Origin of the sequence: Burkholderia sp. ABCPW 111 (assembly GCF_000773065.1) — a bacterium.
Lineage (GTDB): Bacteria > Pseudomonadota > Gammaproteobacteria > Burkholderiales > Burkholderiaceae > Burkholderia > Burkholderia savannae.
The window spans coordinates 89,894-107,162 of sequence record NZ_JPWT01000099.1; the positions used below are offsets into that span (position 1 = coordinate 89,894).

At 66.4% G+C, this 17,269-nt stretch carries 14 protein-coding genes; 6 read left to right on the forward strand and 8 right to left on the reverse strand.

What is annotated here, in order from left to right; genetic code table 11:
• Positions 1–676 precede the first annotated feature (676 nt).
• The 5 genes from X946_RS22950 to sfnG form a co-directional block, all read right to left on the reverse strand.
• On the reverse strand, positions 677–2,482 hold the full coding sequence (locus tag X946_RS22950) for a tetratricopeptide repeat protein (protein WP_052145146.1): 1,806 nt from the start codon (positions 2,480–2,482) through the stop codon (positions 677–679).
• A gap of 291 nt (positions 2,483–2,773) precedes the next feature.
• Positions 2,774–3,061, reverse strand: a complete 288-nt coding sequence (locus X946_RS22955; protein WP_052145147.1) for a hypothetical protein — start codon at positions 3,059–3,061, stop codon at positions 2,774–2,776.
• 154 nt (positions 3,062–3,215) lie between these two features.
• On the reverse strand, positions 3,216–3,566 hold the full coding sequence (locus tag X946_RS22960; RefSeq protein WP_152611782.1) for a hypothetical protein: 351 nt from the start codon (positions 3,564–3,566) through the stop codon (positions 3,216–3,218).
• A 54-nt stretch (positions 3,567–3,620) separates the two neighbouring features.
• A complete protein-coding gene (locus X946_RS22965; protein WP_038752524.1) occupies positions 3,621–4,343 on the reverse strand; it encodes a ribonuclease T2 in 723 nt (240 codons plus the stop codon).
• Positions 4,344–4,706: 363 nt separating this feature from the next.
• Complete coding sequence (sfnG, locus tag X946_RS22970; RefSeq protein WP_038752527.1) at positions 4,707–5,801, reverse strand: dimethylsulfone monooxygenase SfnG; 1,095 nt, start codon at positions 5,799–5,801, stop codon at positions 4,707–4,709.
• Between the two features lie 370 nt (positions 5,802–6,171).
• Here sfnG and X946_RS22975 point away from each other — a divergent pair, with 370 nt between their 5' ends.
• The 6 genes from X946_RS22975 to X946_RS23000 all read left to right on the forward strand — a co-directional run bounded on the left by X946_RS22975 (position 6,172) and on the right by X946_RS23000 (position 14,318).
• A complete protein-coding gene (locus tag X946_RS22975) occupies positions 6,172–7,380 on the forward strand; it encodes an efflux RND transporter periplasmic adaptor subunit (protein ID WP_038752531.1) in 1,209 nt (402 codons plus the stop codon).
• A gap of 2 nt (positions 7,381–7,382) precedes the next feature.
• A complete protein-coding gene (gene macB, locus X946_RS22980) occupies positions 7,383–9,344 on the forward strand; it encodes a macrolide ABC transporter ATP-binding protein/permease MacB (RefSeq protein WP_038752534.1) in 1,962 nt (653 codons plus the stop codon).
• Positions 9,345–9,353: 9 nt separating this feature from the next.
• Entirely contained in the window at positions 9,354–10,745 is a 1,392-nt protein-coding gene (locus X946_RS22985) for an efflux transporter outer membrane subunit (protein ID WP_038752537.1), read from the forward strand.
• Positions 10,746–10,857: 112 nt separating this feature from the next.
• Positions 10,858–11,472, forward strand: a complete 615-nt coding sequence (locus X946_RS22990; RefSeq protein ID WP_235364053.1) for a TetR/AcrR family transcriptional regulator — start codon at positions 10,858–10,860, stop codon at positions 11,470–11,472.
• A gap of 43 nt (positions 11,473–11,515) precedes the next feature.
• On the forward strand, positions 11,516–12,544 hold the full coding sequence (locus X946_RS22995; protein WP_081989971.1) for an oxygenase MpaB family protein: 1,029 nt from the start codon (positions 11,516–11,518) through the stop codon (positions 12,542–12,544).
• Between the two features lie 100 nt (positions 12,545–12,644).
• On the forward strand, positions 12,645–14,318 hold the full coding sequence (locus tag X946_RS23000) for a long-chain fatty acid--CoA ligase (protein WP_038752540.1): 1,674 nt from the start codon (positions 12,645–12,647) through the stop codon (positions 14,316–14,318).
• A 121-nt stretch (positions 14,319–14,439) separates the two neighbouring features.
• Here X946_RS23000 and X946_RS23005 read toward each other — a convergent pair whose 3' ends face one another.
• From X946_RS23005 to mmsB, 3 genes are read right to left on the reverse strand one after another with little or no spacing between them, the layout of a single operon-like run.
• Positions 14,440–15,582: an enoyl-CoA hydratase/isomerase family protein gene (locus X946_RS23005; RefSeq protein WP_038752542.1), complete on the reverse strand. Its 1,143-nt coding sequence runs from the start codon at positions 15,580–15,582 to the stop codon at positions 14,440–14,442.
• Complete coding sequence (locus tag X946_RS23010) at positions 15,579–16,370, reverse strand: enoyl-CoA hydratase (protein WP_038752546.1); 792 nt, start codon at positions 16,368–16,370, stop codon at positions 15,579–15,581. The genes X946_RS23005 and X946_RS23010 overlap by 4 nt, the downstream gene beginning before the upstream one ends.
• On the reverse strand, positions 16,370–17,266 hold the full coding sequence (gene mmsB, locus X946_RS23015; protein ID WP_038752548.1) for a 3-hydroxyisobutyrate dehydrogenase: 897 nt from the start codon (positions 17,264–17,266) through the stop codon (positions 16,370–16,372). The genes X946_RS23010 and mmsB overlap by 1 nt, the downstream gene beginning before the upstream one ends.
• Positions 17,267–17,269 lie beyond the last annotated feature (3 nt).

The following is a 17,269-nucleotide window of genomic DNA, read 5'->3' on the forward strand; positions in this document are numbered from 1 at the left end:
GTCCGGTCGGTACCGATGGAATCACATGCGAGTTTATATATTCGTAGCGCAGGGACGCTCGCGCTGGAATGGTTGACGACCTATTCAGGGCGGTCGATCTTCTGAAACACCGAAGTCAAGCGCGACTCATTCTTTGCAATGGCGACAGATCAATATCGGCACGCACCAGCACACTGAACGGGGAATTCGTCCTTTCGCGGCGATCGACCCAAAGGAGCCGGTCAAACAGCATTTTCAATCGGCGGCTGTAGGGCAAGCAAATATGAGCCGTTCGATCCCTAGGCGCGCGCGAACCCCCAAGGCCTGATCCGGGCAGCTCAAGCAGCATCCTATTCACGGCGACGGGCGATCGAGGGATGGAGGAAAACGGAGCGTTCCGTGGAGTTTCCCACTTGCGCACAGGCATCTCGCTCATAGCGGGCATAGCCCTTCCGAGGACACGCCCGAAGCTCGTTCCTTGCACGAGCATGGAAAAAATGACGATCACGTAGGTCGCGGTGCCGTCAGATAAAAAACCGGGGAAAATGACTTCGACGAAAGGGGGGAGTATCTGTCCGACGCTGACACCAGCCATTCCCCCCAACGCGACAGCGTTAGGGGGAGACGCTGATTCAGCGACTGCAGCCGGAGTAACGCGCAACCACTTGCCCTGGCGCCCATCACAGAGCGTCGTCTTTCAGATCTGGTCGAGCCCGACGCGAGATAGCAGTTCAGAGAATCTGGGATCGAAGCGAGCGCTGTCGAAGGTAGGTTCTGTCCTGAGCTCAATGAAGTCAGGACTGTGCTCATCGTAGGCTTTTTCCAGCCAGCCGAAGGTCTGCTCTTTGTCCCCGAGCGATCCAAACACTTTCGCCATGTTGTAGGGGTGGACGTAGTGCTTCTCGGATTCCGTCTCCAGCGCATCCATGATCTGCTGCATGTCCGCGCGCATGCCGGCGGCAGCGTAGGTCTGGGCCAGCCCCATCAGCGTCTCAGTGCTCCTGCCGGAAAGCGTGACAGCCTTCTGCATTTCCTCGATTGCTTCATGGAACAACTTCTGTTGCTGGTAAACCAACCCCAGCCTGAAGTGAAGCAGAAAGTGGTTTGGATCGATTTCCAGGGCTTTACGGAGTTCTTCCCGTGCCGGGTCGTATTGCCGAGCAAGGTACAAGATGATGGCAACCGATGAATTCAGCACGGAATTCAAGGGGTCCATCTGTTGGGACTGCCTGACCCTGGCAATGGCTTCTTCGGCTCTGCCGGCCATCATGAGGTATTCCGCGTACCAGTAGTAGGCGATCGCGTGTCCTGGATTCAGTTCAATGGCGCGCAGGAAATCCTGTTCCAGATCGACCCAATCCCAATCGTGCAAACGTACATGGGCCAGTGACGCATAAGCCTCACCCAAATCGGGTTCAATCTGCAGCGCTTTCCTGGCTGCCATTTTTGCTTGATGAAACGTTTCGCGCGCAGGGCTCACGCCGCGACACGCAAGCATCGTGTAAGCATCGGCCACTCCGTCGTAGGCGGCCGCAAAGTTCGGCTGGTGTTCAATAGCGAGCTGAAAATACTCAATGCTCTTTCGCATTCCTTCTTCGGTGCGCTTGGACCAGAAGTGACGCCCCTTGAGATACGCTTCGTGCGCCTGCGCATCAATGACAGGAGCACGGTCTAAACGCCCTTGCTCGTGCGGCGTGAGCTTGATCTCGATTTCGCGGGCAATTGCCTTGGCCACCTCGATCTGGAGTGCCAGGATGTCACGTCGGTTCCCCTCGTAGGTCTCGGCCCAAAGGTGCGTTTCGTCGCTTACCCGGATGAGCTGCGCCGCAACCCGTACCCGATCTCCGGCACGCCGGACGCTTCCCTCAAGCACGTGGGAAACCCCGAGGTCTTGGCCGATCTGATGAATGGTCTTGGTCGTGGATTTGTAGCGCATCGCCGAAGTCCGGGCGATGACACCCAGGCGCTCCGGGCTGAGCCGGGCAAGTTGGGTGATCATGTCTTCAGTTAAGCCCTCACTGAAGTAATCATATTTGTCGCCGCCACCAAGACTTTCGAACGGAAGCACGACCAGTATCACTCGCCCCTCCGATAGCCATGGATGATTTGGGAGCGGTAATGCTTCCGGTTCACTCGGTTCGCTTTCCACCAGCGCCCCGTCGTTAGGTTGCAAGCGCCCCGCTCCATCCTCCGTGAGCGGCGGCCTTCCTGGGATGGCAGTGACCGGACGGTGCCGGTTCCGATACAGCGCATCAGCCACAATGATTGCGATGCCAACAAAGACAATCACCGGCCGGGCATCGAGCGCCAAGCGCGACAAATGCTCCACCCTCTCCGGCGCCGCAATATTGCGGACGAGTCGAGCGATGAATTCCTGCGGCGCGAAGCCGGTAAGCGCCAAGAGAACGCCCCCAATGAACCATTCGCTAACCCGCTCTCGCAACATCGCCCACAGGCGCCTCCTTATTCGCTGCGGGGTTCGTCCGTCTTTTTCGTCTTCCATGGCGTCCCCGCATAGAGTCGTGTCGACCAGGCGTTACGGTCCCTGACGCGGCACAGGAAGTGGGAGGTGGGCTAAGGCGTACACGCCGTCGCAATCTTCGCACGGCATTGTCTATGCCTACACAAACAGCGCTCATTGTTCCTGTGGCGCGAGGTAGCGCAGCGCTGCGATCCGCGAATAGCCTTCAAGTGACTCGAACGATTCGTGCGCGCAGGAGGATCAAGAAGATTGCAATTCGTACCACGCCAACATAGCTACATGAATAACTATCTGCTTTTCTCAAACGAAAATCTACACACCACCGCGCAGACCACCCAGCCCGTGGAAATCAACAGATCCATGCCGTAGCGCTCGCGGATACCGGCGAGCCACGGCCCCGAATTGAAGGAAGGCCTCGGCATCGGCACGCGTCTTCCACCGATAGACGCCGCCTGCCCAGCCGTCCTCGGCATAAATGAACTGCTTGCAGGTGAGCCCCGGTACCGTCCGAAAGCCCGGCGCGATCTTGCGGAAATGCTCTTCGCAGGCCTTGATGTCGATGCTCGGCGGCAGACGATATTGGACGATTGCAGTGATCATGGCGCGTTCAGACTATCTGAACCGGAAACTCGTGGATCGTGTTGTTGCCGTATCTCAATCGGTTCCACTCGACGCATTCGGCGCTGAGTCCGGCCGGCAAGGTCCGTGGCGCGGGCGCGCAGAGCAACAACGCCCGGTTCACGGACTCGCGTGATCAGTTCCCACCATTGCCAACTGCGACGCTTGCGCTCGCCGACGAGATGCGTTTCCTGCCAGCTTTTCTGTCGCCCACGCTTGCCTCCACGCGGGCAATCGGCCCGGCGCCGGACCAGGCGACCCCACGGATGGCCAGTTCGCCGCACTGAACCTCCTGGCCGGGCGCCGGTTCGGTGATCAAAGCCCACACCTGCCGGAGCGTGACAGGCTCACGGACCGCCACGCCGCGCAAGAACGCAACGAAGAAACGACCTTCGAGCGGCATCGCGCCGACACCATCGACACCGATGCCGCCGCCCGGCTGTCCCGCCGCATCAGGACGATCCGCCGAACAAGCGCGCCCGTCCATGGATCGCGCAGCCCGTCCGAGCCGTTTCGCGCGGATCGAGCGAACGCCGCTCGCCTACTTCGCGATGTAGATCCCGGTCGTCGGGCACGTGCCCTGCGTGCCCGCATCCGTCACGAGCGACGCCGCGCTCGGGAACTGCGACGTCGCATCCGTCTTCACCGAAATCCACGCTTCGGTGAAGTAGCTGACATAGTTGACCTTCACGCATTTGAGCGACACCGCGCCGCGCGTGTTGCTGCCGAACGCGCCTTCGAACGCGTTCAGCAACTGCGTGCGCGTCACGGTGTTGCCCGCGTTCGATTGCAGGAACGTGTTGAACGACGTGGTCGACAGACGGCTCACCATCCCCGTCGCATTGTTCCAGTACGCATCGGCCGACGGCGCCTGCGCGCAAGTGCCGTGCTTGTACCACTCGTGCTTGTCGAGGCACGACGCAACGCCCGGCATGTACGTCGACAGCGTGGCGAGCGTCGACGAGCTGACCGGGTACGGGTCCATGCTGCACCACTGATGGCCGTTGTCGAGGTCGACCTCGTTTTGCGGCACACCGCAGAAGAACGGCTGGTTGCCGTCGTAATTGTTCGGCCACAGGCCGTGCAGCGACAGGTTCGTCGACGCGTACGAACCCGACAGCGCATTGCATTCGGTCGCGCTGTGCGTCGCGCAGAAGCCAGGCTCCCAGGACGATGCGAGCAACAGATAGTCGTATGCGTTGGCGGTGTTGCAAGCCGACGCGACGGCAAGCGCGCACGCGGTGCGCGCGAAGGTACGAAACATACCGGCCCCCCTCAGTATGGACGCGGCGGCCGCGCGAGCGACGCCGCGATGTTGGTGAACTGTCGGGTGCCTATTGTGCTTTCGTCAATATTGCAGCGGTGTGACTTTGCGAGGGCGCGACGACACAAGCCGCGCGATGGAGACGACGGTCGGCGCAAGGCGAGCGAGGTTCGCGGCTGAGCCTGTGATCGCACGCGTCGGCGAGGATGTTCGGCGTGAAGGTTTCAAACGAGAACGCCAAACGGCGCGCCGTAAAGCGACACCTGCGCGCGCCGGCGGCTTCATCGTCGTCGAAAAAATACGTCGCATGCCGAATAATCACGCGGCCCCGCCGTCCCTCGTTCGACGGGACCGCCTTTCGCGTCAGGCCGGCTGCGCGTCGCGCTGCCGCTCCAGTTCACGCACGAGCGGCAGCACGCGCTTGCCGAAATACTCGACTTCCTCGAGATAGTGGAGGAATCCGCCCAGCACGAGATCGACGCCGATCGCCTTCAGCGCGACGATCCGCTCGGCGATCTGCTCTGGCGTGCCGATCAGGTTCGTCTTGAAACCGTCGTTGTACTGAACGAGATCGGCGAACTTCGAATCGGCCCACATCCCCTGCCCTTCGGGCGCGGCCTTGCCCGCCTGCTTGACCGCGTGGCCGAACGCATTGACGGCGTCGACGTCCGCGTGGAGCACGATCTCGTCGAGCACGTCGCGCGCCTCGCGTTCGGTGTCGCGCGCGATGATGAACGCGTTGACGCCGAACTTCACCTGCCGCCCCTGCGCGGCCGCTGCCGCGCGGATCTCGTCGATCTGCGCGCGGTGGCCGTCGAGCGTGTTGCCGTTCATGAAGTACCAGTCGGACACGGCGGCCGCCATCCGGCGCGCGGCCGGCGAATTGCCGCCCTGGAAGACTTCCGGATGCGGATGCTGCAGCGGCTTCGGCTTGAGCGTGTAGTCGTTGAATCGATAGAAGTCGCCCTTGAACGTGAAGTTGTCCTGCGTCCAGACGCCCTTCACCGCGCGAATGAATTCCTCGGAGCGGCGATAGCGCTCGTCGTGCTCGAGCCACGGCTCGCCGATCGCGGTGAATTCGCCCTTGAACCAGCCGCTCACGACGTTGATCGCGACGCGCCCCTGATTCAATTGATCGATCGTCGCGAGCTGCTTCGCGACGACGGCCGGATGCCACGGCCCCGGCAGGATCGCGGCGATCACCTTGAGGCGCTCGGTCGCGGCCAGCAGCGCGTGGCTGAACGCGACGGATTCGTGCTGATATTCGGCGCCGTAGCCGGCCGTGAAGCGGATCTGCGACAGCGCGTAGTCGAAGCCGCTCTTCTCGGCGAGCTGCGCGAGACGGCGGTTGTAGTCGATATCCCAGCTCGTGCGCTGCTCGATCTTGCTGACGACCAGGCCGCCGCTGACGTTGGGCACCCAGTAGGCGAACTTGAGGGGGTCCGGCTCGTGACTCATCGGATCGTTCCTTGAAGCATGAAGGGGACGGCGGGAAATCGGCGGCGCGCGGCCGGCCGGTCGGCGATGGCCCTCGGGCGCGCCGCCCGCGCGCGGCGTTCTGTCTCGGCGCATCGTAGGGCGGCCCGGTATTTCGGCCAACCAATGAATCCAGCTATCGATGCCCGCTGCGGCGAGATATGTAAATGACGCATTTCGGCGGCCAAAACGGCGCCGTTGCGCCGCTTCGGCCCGCGCCGTGTCACGAACTGTCGAAATATTGAGGAAATTTGTCGCCGCATTGAACCCGGCGCGCGTTTCCGTATTCCAATGTCCGGTTTGCATTTTCATTACAATTGCTCGCCTGCCACGCCTTACCGTTCTGCCTCCCATGAAAAAAAACCAACGCCGCTGGATCGCCGCGGCGGCCGGCGCCGTCGTGCTTGCCTCGCTCGCCGTGCTCTATCAGCGCTTCGTTGCGAAGGACAAAGCGCCGCGCTATCTGACCGCGAAGGTCGCCCGCGCCGATCTCGAGAACGCCGTGCTGGCCACGGGCACGCTGCACGCGTTCAAGCAGGTCGACGTCGGCGCGCAGGTGTCCGGCCAGCTGAAATCGCTGAAGGTGAAGCTCGGCGACAAGGTGACGAAGGATCAATGGCTCGCCGAGATCGACCCGGTGATCTCGCAGAACGAGTTGCGCCAGGCCGAGGCAAACGTCGACAACCTGGTCGCGCAGAAGCGCTCGAGCGCCGCGCAGTTCAAGCAGGCCGAGCTCGCGTTCAAGCGGCAGCAACAGATGCTGCCCGACGACGCGACGTCGCGCCAGGATTACGAGGCGGCCGCCGCGACGCTCGACGTGCAGCGCGCGAGCCTCGTCGCGCTCGACGCGCAGATCCGCGCGGCGCGAATCAAGATCGAGACCGCGCGCGCGAACCTCGGCTATACGCGCATCGTCGCGCCGATGGGCGGCGAGGTAGTCGCGATCGTCACGCAGCAGGGCCAGACGGTGATCGCGCAGCAGCAGGCGCCCGTGATCCTGAAGCTCGCCGAGCTCGACACGATGACGGTCAAGGCGCAGGTGTCGGAGGCGGACGTGATCCGCATCCATCCCGATCAGGCCGCGTACTTCACGATCCTGGGCGAACCCGACAAGCGTTACTACGGCAAGCTGCGCGCGATCGAGCCCGCGCCGCAGAACTTCCTCGACACGCAAGGCGGCATCGGCGGCATGAGCGGCGGCGGCTCGTCGAAAGCGAACACCGCGGTGTTCTACAACGCGCTCTTCGAAGTGCCGAATCCCGGCCGCCGGCTGCGCATCTCGATGACCGCGCAAGTGAACATCCTGCTCGGCACCGCGCGCCGCGCGCTCAACATCCCCGTCGCCGCGCTCGGCGCGAAGGACAAGGACGGCACGTATCCGGTGCGCGTCGTCGGCGCCGACGACAAGGTCGCGACGCGCAAGATCCGCACCGGCATCAACAACAGCGTGAAGGTCGAGGTGCTCTCGGGCCTCGCGGAAGGCGAGCGCGTGATCATCGGCGATGCGAACGAGCCCGCGGCCGCGGGCGCGGGCGCGGCCGCGTCCGACGCGGGGAGCTGACGATGGCCGAGCCGCTGCTCCAGCTCACACAGGTCACGCGGCGCTTTCCCGCGGGCGACAAGGACGTCGTCGTGCTCGACGACGTGAATCTGTCGATCGACGCGGGCGAGATCGTCGCGATCATCGGCGCGTCCGGCTCGGGCAAGTCGACGCTGATGAACATCCTCGGCTGCCTCGATCACCCGAGCTCGGGCAGCTACCGGGTCGGCGGCCGCGAGACGAGCGAGCTCGAAAGCGACGAGCTCGCGCGCCTGCGCCGCGAACACTTCGGCTTCATCTTCCAGCGCTATCACCTGCTGCCGCATCTGTCGGCGGCCGCGAACGTCGAGATGCCGGCCGTCTACGCGGGCAGCGCGCACGCGCAGCGCCGCGAGCGCGCGCTGAAGCTGCTCGCGCGGCTCGGCCTGTCGGATCGCGCCGACCATCGGCCGAGCCAGCTGTCGGGCGGCCAGCAGCAGCGCGTCAGCATCGCGCGCGCGCTGATGAACGGCGGCGAAGTGATCCTCGCCGACGAACCGACGGGCGCGCTCGATTCGAAGAGCGGCCGCGAGGTGATCCGGGTCCTGCGCGAGCTGAACGCGCTGGGGCACACCGTCATCATCGTCACGCACGACGAGCACGTCGCCGCACACGCGCGCCGCATCATCGAGATCAGCGACGGCCGGATCGTCGGCGACCGGCTCAACCCGCGCGCGGACGATGCCGACGGCGCGCGCAACGCGAGCGGCGACGCCGCGCCGCACCGCGCGCGCCGGCTGTCGGCGGGCGTCGGCCGCTTCGCCGAAGCGTTCCGGATGGCGTGGATCGCGCTCGTGTCGCATCGGCTGCGCACGCTGCTCACGATGCTCGGGATCATCATCGGCATTACGTCGGTCGTGTCGATCGTCGCGATCGGCGAAGGCGCGAAGCGCTACATGCTCGACGAGATCGGCAGCATCGGCACGAACACGATCAACGTCTATCCGGGCCGCGACTGGGGCGACAGCCGCGCGGACACGATCCAGACGCTCGTGCCCGCCGACGCCTCCGCGCTCGCCGAACAGATCTACGTCGACAGCGCGACGCCCGAAACGTCGCGCAGCCTGCTGCTGCGCTATCGGAACGTCGACGTCAACGCGCTCGTGAGCGGCGTGGGCGAGCGCTTCTTCCAGGTGCGCGGGATGAAGATGGCGCAAGGCATCGCGTTCGGCCCCGACGAAGTGCGCCGCCAGGCGCAGGTCGCGGTGATCGACGAGAACACGCGCCGCAAGCTGTTCGGCGCGAATCCGAACCCGCTCGGCGAAGTGATCCTGATCGACAACCTGCCGTGCGTCGTGATCGGCGTGACCGCGGAAAAGAAGAGCGCGTTCGGCGACATGAAGAACCTCAACGCCTGGGTGCCGTACACGACCGCATCCGGGCGTCTGTTCGGCCAGCGCCATCTCGACAGCATCACGGTGCGCGTGCGCGACGGCCAACCGAGCGACGCCGCCGAGAAGAGCCTGACGAAGCTGATGCTGCAGCGGCACGGCCGCAAGGATTTCTTCACGTACAACATGGACAGCGTCGTCAAGACGGTCGAGAAGACCGGGCAGTCGCTCACGTTGCTGCTGTCGCTGATCGCGGTGATCTCGCTCGTCGTCGGCGGAATCGGCGTGATGAACATCATGCTCGTGTCGGTGACCGAGCGCACGCGCGAAATCGGCATCCGGATGGCGGTCGGCGCGCGGCAGGCGGACATCATGCAGCAGTTCCTCGTCGAAGCCGTGACCGTCTGCCTGATGGGCGGCGCAATCGGCATCGTGCTGTCGTTCGGCATGAGCTTCGTGTTTTCTCTGTTCGTCGATCAATGGAAGATGGTGTTCTCGGCCGGCTCGATCGCGTCCGCGTTCCTGTGCTCGACGCTGATCGGCGTCGTGTTCGGCTTCATGCCCGCGCGCAACGCGTCGCGGCTCGATCCGATCGATGCGCTCGCGCGCGATTGAGGTGAAGCGATGACGATTCTCACGCCCCGCCGCTTCGCCCGTCGCGCCGTCGCGCTCGCCTGCGCGGGCGCGCTGCTGTCCGGCTGCGCGACGTCGTCGCGCCACGCGCCGCCGCCCGCGGTCGAGCTGCCCGCGCACTGGGCGTCGCCCGTCGCCGCGCAGGCGAGCGCCGCGCCCGACGACTGGTGGCGCCGCTTCGGCGACCCGACGCTCGATCGCCTGATCGACGGCGCGCTGCGCACCAACAACGATCTGGCGGCCGCGGCGATCCGCGTCTATCGCGCGCAATTGCAGGCGGGGCTCGCGGACACGAACCTGACGCCGAACGTCACGCTCGGCGCGAACGGCAGCGTATCGCGCACGCTCGACACGCATCGGATGAGCCGCGCGAGCGGCGTCACCGCGACGCTCGGCTACGAGCTCGACCTGTGGGGCAAGCTCGCCGCGCAGCGCGACGCCGCACGCTGGGAGCTCGAAGCGACGCAGGCCGATCGCGACGCGGCGCGGCTGTCGCTGATCGGCACAACGGCGGCGCTGTACTGGCAGATCGCCTATCTGAATCAGCAGATCGCGTTCGGCGACGCGAACATCGCCTACGCGGCGCGCACGTTGAGGCTCGTGCAATCGCGTCACGACGCGGGCGCGACGTCCGGCCTCGACGTCGCGCAGGCCGAGCGCAACCTGTCCGCGCTGCGCGCCGACCAGACGCAGCTGATCCAGCAGCGCACCGAGAATCGCAACGCGCTCGCGATCCTGTTCGACCGCCCGCCGCAACGGCAAGCGGCCGAGCGCGACGCGTTGCCGGACGCGCCGCTGCCGGAAATCGCCGCAGGCATGCCCGCCGAGCTGCTCGGCCGCCGCCCCGATCTGCGCGCGGCCGAGTTCCGGCTGCGCGAGTCGCTCGCGAACGTCGACGTGACGCGCACGAGCTTCTATCCGACCTTCACGCTGACGGGCAGCGTCGGCACCGCGAGCACGAGCCTCGAGCGCGTGCTGCAGAACCCGGTCGCGACGCTCGGCCTCGGGCTCGCGCTGCCGTTCATCCAGTGGAACACGATGCAGTTGCAGATCAAGGTGTCGAAAACGCAGTACGAGGAAGCGGTCGTCAATTTCCGCCAGAACCTGTATCGCGCGCTCGGCGAGGTCGAGAACGCGCTGTCCGCGCGCGTGCAGCTCGACGCCGAGGCCGACGAACGCACGCTCGCGCTCGCACAGGCGCGGCGTGCGGAAACGCTTGCGAGGGCGCGCTTCGTCGCCGGCGCGACAGGCGTGCAGCCGTGGCTCGACGAACAGCAGCGGCTGCGCGATGCGCAAAGCGCGCTGGCGCGCGCCCAATTGGGCCGCCTCAACAATCGGATGAGCCTCTACAAGGCGCTGGGCGGCGCGGACCGGTCGTCCTGAGCGCAGCCCCAATCCGCGCGCGCCTCGCCGTTTCGAGTCCGCGCTCGAACGAATTCGCTTGCCGAAATCCTACGCCGCTGCATATATTTCCTACGCATGTGAAGGAACAGCGATGCAAGAACGTACTCGTGCCGCCCATTTGGGCCCCGAGCGCAGACGGCCGCAGGTGCTGGACGCCGCGCTGCGCATTGCCGTCACGCGCGGATTGGCGGGCGTGTCGATGGAAGCGATCGCGCAGGCGCTCGGCGTCACGCGGCCGGTCGTCTACGCGTGCTTCGCATCGCGCGAAGAATTGATCGACGCGCTGCTCGAACGCGAAGAGCGCCGCCTGTTCGACGGCGTGATTTCCGCGTTGCCGCACGAGCCGCCGTTCGGCGATCCGAAGCAATGGATGACGGCCGGATTCCAGGCGCTGCTGGAGGTCGTCGCCGAACACGCCGATTCGTGGCGGCTCGTGCTCGCCGCGGATCACGATCGCGACGCGGTCGAACGCTACGGCAATGCGCGACGCCGCGTCGCGCAGCAGGTCGGCGCGCTGATGGGGCCGATGATGAAGAAGGCGGGCGTCAAGCAGATCGACAAGAAGCTGCCCGTGCTCGTCGAAATCTTCATGTCGCTCGGCGACGGCGCGGTGCGCGCGATGCTCGACGACGAACAGCAGTGGACGCCGGACGAACTCGGCGCATACGTGGGCCGGATCGTGCTCGGCGGATTCATGAAAGCCTGACGGCCGGATTCTTCCGATGGCGGCGCATACAGGAGACATTGCGATGGATTTAGTCAGGAATATTGATCGTCAGGATCGGAAACGACAGGAAGACTACGGTTTCTTCGGCCCCGATTCCCCGACCTGGCGCGTGTGGACCTGCCCCACCGCGCTCACCATCGGCTTTCAGCGCTCCGTCGTCGTCGAGGAGCTCGATCCGTTCCTGCTCGCGGCCGTCAACTCCCGGCGCGGCATCTACACGAACCCGAAGCTGCGCTACGACCGGACGATCCGGTATTTCGCGACGGTGGCGGTCGGCGACGCGCGCAGCGCGCTCGACGCGTCCGAGATACTCGTGAAAGTGCACGCGAAAGCGGTCGGCATCGAGCCCGTCAGCGGCAAGCGCTTCGACGCGAACGATCCGGATTCGCAGCTGTGGATTCTGCTCACCGGCTGGCATTCGGTGCTGATCGCGTATGAGCGCTTCGGCCCCGGCAAGCTGTCCGAGGCCGACGAAGCGCGCTATTGGGAAGAATGCGCGATCGCGGCCGAGCTGCAGACATGCCCGTCGTCCGCCGTGCCGCGCACGCGGCAAGGCATCCGCCAGTATTTCGCCGAGATGCGCCCGCGGCTCGCCGCATCGGAACTCACGCAATCGACGATGCGGTATCTGCTCGACGGCTCGCGGATCACGATCGACGCCAACACGTCGCGCGCCGCGCGCCCGTTCCTGAAGCTCGCGGCATGGGTCATGCGCGCCGCGACGCTGTCGACGATGCCCGCGTACATGCGCGAGCTCGCCGGCATTCGCCAGCCGCATTGGGTCGGCGCCGCCATCGCGCCGCTCGTGCGCGCCGCGATGAAGTTACTCGCGACGCAGCGTGCTTCGCTCGCGCTCGTCGACGCGATCACGCCGTCGACCCGCCCGGTCATCGAGCCCGTGATTCGAGGCGTGGCGCCCGAGCGCGGCGAAACGCTGACGCCCGCCGAGGCGCGCGAACGCTACGGCCGGATCAGCGCGGCGGACATGTATCGGCGAATCCTGCAAGGCGGCGCGGGCGAAGGCGCCGCGGAACCCGCGGCGGCGCGTTGACGCGCCGCGACGCAGGCTCGCGCCACGCATCGCCGATGCAGCCGAGCGATGCCGCGAGCCACTCGCGGCACGCCGAATACACCAACGAGGAGACACGAGAATGAACAGGATCTGGCTCGCGGCCTATCCGCCCGGCGTGCCGGCCGACATCGACACGTCGCGCTATGCGTCGCTCGTCGCGCTGATGGAGGCGAGCTTTCGCGACTATCGCGCGCGCGACGCGTTCGTCTGCATGGGCAAATCGATCACGTACGGCGAGCTCGACGCGCTGTCGCGCAAGCTCGGCGCGTGGCTTCAGTCGCGCGGCCTGTCGCGCGGCGCGCGGGTCGCGATCATGCTGCCGAACGTGCTGCAGTACCCGGTGGCGATCGCCGCGATCCTGCGCGCGGGCTATGTGGTCGTCAACGTGAACCCGCTCTACACGCCGCGCGAACTCGAGCACCAACTGAAGGACAGCGGCGCCGAGGCGATCGTGATCCTCGAGAACTTCGCGACGACGCTGCAGGCGGTGATCGCGAAGACGTCGGTCAAGCACGTCGTCGTCGCCGCGATGGGCGATCTGCTCGGCGTGAAGGGCGTCCTCGTCAATTATGTCGTGCGCCGCGTGAAGAAGATGGTGCCGGCATGGAGCTTGCCGTCGTACACGCGCTTCAATGCGGCGCTCGCGCAGGGCGCGCAGCATGCGCTGCGGCGCATCCCGATCGAGCCGAACGACATCGCATTCCTGCAATACACGGGCGGCACGACGGGCGTATCGAAGGGCGCGACGCTGCTGCATCGGAACATCGTCGCCAACGTGCTGCAGTCCGAAGCATGGCGCGCGCCGCTCGTCGAAGGCCGGCCGAAGGACGTGCAGTTCGTGACCGCGATCGCGCTGCCGTTCTATCACGTGTTCGCGCTGACGGTGTGCGGCTTCATGACGATCCACGCGGGCGGGCTCGGCGTGCTGATCCCGAATCCGCGCGACATCGGCGGAATGATCGCCGCGCTCGAAGGCTATCCGATCTCCGCGTTCCCGGCCGTCAACACGCTCTACAACGCGGTGCTGCATCATGCGGACTTCCCGAAGCTCGACTTCTCGAAGCTCATTGTCGCGAACGGCGGCGGGATGGCGATCCAGGACAGCGTCGCGAAGCGCTGGCACGAGCGCACGCGCGTGCCGATCGTCGAAGGCTACGGCCTGTCGGAGACGTCGCCGAGCGCGACCTGCAATCCGGTGACGATCGCCGCGCACACCGGCACCGTCGGCGTGCCGCTGCCGTCGACCGAGATCGCGATCCGCGACGATGCCGGCCGCGACGTGCCGCTCGGCCAGCCGGGCGAAATCTGCATCCGCGGGCCGCAGGTGATGGCGGGCTACTGGAATCGGCCGGACGAAACCGCGAAGGTCATGACGCCGGACGGCTTCTTCAAGTCCGGCGACGTCGGCGTGATGGACGAACGCGGCTACGTGAAGATCGTCGACCGCAAGAAGGACATGATTCTCGTATCGGGCTTCAACGTCTATCCGAACGAGATCGAGGACGTGGTCGCGTCCCATCCGGGCGTGTACGAAGTCGCGGCGATCGGCGTGCCCGACGAGCATTCGGGCGAGGCGGTGAAGCTGTTCGTCGTGAAGAAGGACCCGGCGCTCACCACCCAGGACGTGCTCGCGTACTGCAAGGAACGCCTCACGAACTACAAGCGGCCGAAGCACATCGAGTTCCGCGCCGATCTGCCGAAGAGCAACGTCGGCAAGATCCTGCGGCGCGAGCTGCGCGACGCGGCTCGCTGAGCGCCGCATCGCGCGACGGCGCATCGATGCGCCGTCGCCCCCTTGCGACGTCGCGCCGGACCGCGCGGCCCGGCGCACCCGGCGGCGCGCCGGCCGCCACGTCATTTCACGTCATGTCATGTCACGCCGCGCCGAGATCGGCGAGCGGATGCGTGTCGCGCTTCCACGGCGACGCGAGAAAATGCTGGACACGCTCGCGCTGCACCTCGACGAGCGACGCGGGCGCCCAGCCCGGCCTGCGATCCTTGTCGACGAGATGCGCGCGCACGCCTTCGCAGAAATCGCCCTCCTCGATCGCGTGCGCGACGATCCCGAGCTCCATCCGGAACGATTCGGCGAGCGTCATCTGCCGGCCGCGCAACAGCGCCTCGCGCGTGACTTCGAGCATCGTCGGCGAATGGCTCGTCAATGCGTCGAGCGTCGTCTGCAGCCATTGCCGGTGCTCGCGCGACAGCTCGTCGCGCATCAGATCCTGCCGCAGCGTCGCGACGATCCGCTCGACGCCCGAGCGCTTGTCGAAATGCCGGACGATCCACGGCATCTGGCTGTCGAGCGCCGCGTGCGGCACGACGTTGCACGGCGGCTCGAACACCGCGCGCAACGCGCGCAACGCGTCGCCCGACCAGTCCGCGCGCTCGAGCCGCGTCTCGAACGTGTCGAGCCACGACGACGGCACCGACAGATCGGCGAGCTTCGCGACGAGCGCGTCCGCGCCCGACAGCGTCGCGCCCGTCAGGCCGACGAAGAGCGACAGCTCGACAGGCAACTGCGCGAGAAAGTGCGTCGCGCCGACGTCGGGCACGAAGCCGATTCGCGTCTCCGGCATCGCGATCTTGCTGCGCTCGGTCGACACGCGCAGCGCGGCGCCCTGCGCGAGCCCCATTCCGCCACCCATCGTGATGCCGTCCATCAGCGCGACGACGGGCTTCGGGAACGTGTGAATCGCGTAATCGAGCCGGTATTCGTCGACGAAGAACGGCAGCCAGCCGCGGCCGCCCGCCTTCGCCATCCGGTAGAGCGCGCGCACGTCGCCGCCCGCGCAAAAGCCCTTGTCGCCCGCGCCGCGCAGCACGACGGCGACGATCGAGCGATCGTCGCGGCAGCGTTCGAGCAACGCGGCGAGCTCGCGCACCATGTCGTGCGACAGCGCGTTGAGCGCGGCCGGCCGGTTCAGCGTGATCAGCGCGACGCGGTTTACGACGCGCATCTGCACGTCGCGCGCCGCCGTGTCGTGGCGAGCGTCGTGCATCACCGGCGTGCTCATTGCGGGTGCCCTCCGTCGGTGCGCCATTGCGGCTCGCGCTTGCCGAGGAACGCGGCGACGCCTTCGCGCGGTTCGTCGCCGTCGAACAGCTCGACGAAGCGCTCGCGCTCCACCGCGAGCGCCGCGCCGCGCGGCACGCCTTGCCGCGCGAGGCCGATCAGCTCCTTCGCGACGCCGACCGCGCGCGGGCCGAGCGCGACCGTGCGGCGCGCGAGCTCGAGCGCCGCGTCGGGCGCGCGGCCCGTGTCGACGACTTCCTCGACGAGGCCGATGCGCAGCGCGGTTTGCGCATCGACGCGCACGCCCGCGAGAATCATCCGCTTCGCCCAGCCTTCGCCGACGAGCCAGGGCAGCGTCTGCGTGCCGAGCCCGCACGGCGTGAGGCCCACCGACGGCTCGGGCAGCGCCATCTGCGCGTGCCGCTCGGCGATGCGCATGTCGCACGCGAGCGCGCATTCGAGGCCGCCGCCCATCGCATAGCCGTTGATCGCGGCGATCGTCGGAAAGCGCGCGTCGTGCAACGCCTCGAACGCCGCGCCGAAGCGCGCGGCCATCGTGCGCGCCATCGCGTGATCGCCTTGCGCGAACGAGTTCAGATCCGCGCCCGCGCTGAAGAACTTCGGGCCGTCGCCCGTGACGACGAGCGCGCGCACGCGGGAATCGGCCTCGAGCCGCTCGATCGTGCGCTGCAGTTGAAGGAGCCCGTCCGCGCTGAACGTATTCGCGGACGGGCGCTTGAGCGTGACGAGCGCGATCGCGCCGTCGTCGGCGTAGTCGAGCTCGATCATCAGGCGTCCTTCTTGACCGGTTGATACAGGCGGATCACCGCGGAGAAATCGAGCTTGCCGTCGCCGCGGCTGCTCATCGTCTGATACAGCTGCTGCGCGAGCGCGCCGAGATACACCGGCTGCCGGACCTGCTTGGCCGCGTCGTTCGCGAGGCCGAGATCCTTCAGCATCAGATCGGTGCCGAAGCCGCCCGTGTAGCCGCGCGACGACGGCGCGGTCTCGATCACGCCCGGATACGGGTTGTACGTGTCCGAGCTCCAGCAGCGGCCCGTCGACGTGTTGATGATGCCCGCGAGCACCTTCGGATCGATGCCGAGCGACGCGCCGAGCGCCATCGCCTCGGACACGCCCGCCATCGTGATCCCGAGCACGAGGTTGTTGCAGACCTTCGCGACCTGCCCCATCCCGGCCGCGCCGCAGTGGACGATGTTCTTGCCCATCGCCGCGAGCACGGGCTTCACGCGCTCGTAGTCGGCGTCGCTGCCGCCGACCATGAACGTCAGCGTGCCCGCCGCCGCGCCGCCCGTGCCGCCCGACACGGGCGCGTCGACGAACGCGCCGCCGTTCTCGCGCACGAGCTCGCCGAACGCCTGCGCGCTCGCCGGATCGATCGTGCTCGAATCGATCACCATCGCGCCCGCGGCAAGTCCCGCCAGCACGCCGTTCTCCTGCGTGAGCACGGCGCGCACGTGCGCGGCCGCGGGCAACATCGTGACGACGAACTCGGCGCCCGCCGCCGCTTCGCGCGGCGAGCCGGCGACCTGCGCGCCGCCGTCCTTCACGAGGCGCAGCGCGTCCTCGCTGAGATCGAACGCGCGCACCTCATGGCCCGCCTTCAGCAGATTGAGCGCCATCGGCGCGCCCATGTGGCCCAAGCCGATAAAACCGATCTTCATCGC

Coding starts and splice junctions, on each gene's coding strand:
- X946_RS22950 (WP_052145146.1), bottom strand. CDS start 2,482: ATGGAAGACGAAAAAGACGGACGAACCCCGCAGCGAATAAGGAGGCGC.
- X946_RS22955 (WP_052145147.1), bottom strand. CDS start 3,061: ATGATCACTGCAATCGTCCAATATCGTCTGCCGCCGAGCATCGACATC.
- X946_RS22960 (WP_152611782.1), bottom strand. CDS start 3,566: ATGGACGGGCGCGCTTGTTCGGCGGATCGTCCTGATGCGGCGGGACAG.
- X946_RS22965 (WP_038752524.1), bottom strand. CDS start 4,343: ATGTTTCGTACCTTCGCGCGCACCGCGTGCGCGCTTGCCGTCGCGTCG.
- sfnG (WP_038752527.1), bottom strand. CDS start 5,801: ATGAGTCACGAGCCGGACCCCCTCAAGTTCGCCTACTGGGTGCCCAAC.
- X946_RS22975 (WP_038752531.1), top strand. CDS start 6,172: ATGAAAAAAAACCAACGCCGCTGGATCGCCGCGGCGGCCGGCGCCGTC.
- macB (WP_038752534.1), top strand. CDS start 7,383: ATGGCCGAGCCGCTGCTCCAGCTCACACAGGTCACGCGGCGCTTTCCC.
- X946_RS22985 (WP_038752537.1), top strand. CDS start 9,354: ATGACGATTCTCACGCCCCGCCGCTTCGCCCGTCGCGCCGTCGCGCTC.
- X946_RS22990 (WP_235364053.1), top strand. CDS start 10,858: ATGCAAGAACGTACTCGTGCCGCCCATTTGGGCCCCGAGCGCAGACGG.
- X946_RS22995 (WP_081989971.1), top strand. CDS start 11,516: ATGGATTTAGTCAGGAATATTGATCGTCAGGATCGGAAACGACAGGAA.
- X946_RS23000 (WP_038752540.1), top strand. CDS start 12,645: ATGAACAGGATCTGGCTCGCGGCCTATCCGCCCGGCGTGCCGGCCGAC.
- X946_RS23005 (WP_038752542.1), bottom strand. CDS start 15,582: ATGAGCACGCCGGTGATGCACGACGCTCGCCACGACACGGCGGCGCGC.
- X946_RS23010 (WP_038752546.1), bottom strand. CDS start 16,370: ATGATCGAGCTCGACTACGCCGACGACGGCGCGATCGCGCTCGTCACG.
- mmsB (WP_038752548.1), bottom strand. CDS start 17,266: ATGAAGATCGGTTTTATCGGCTTGGGCCACATGGGCGCGCCGATGGCG.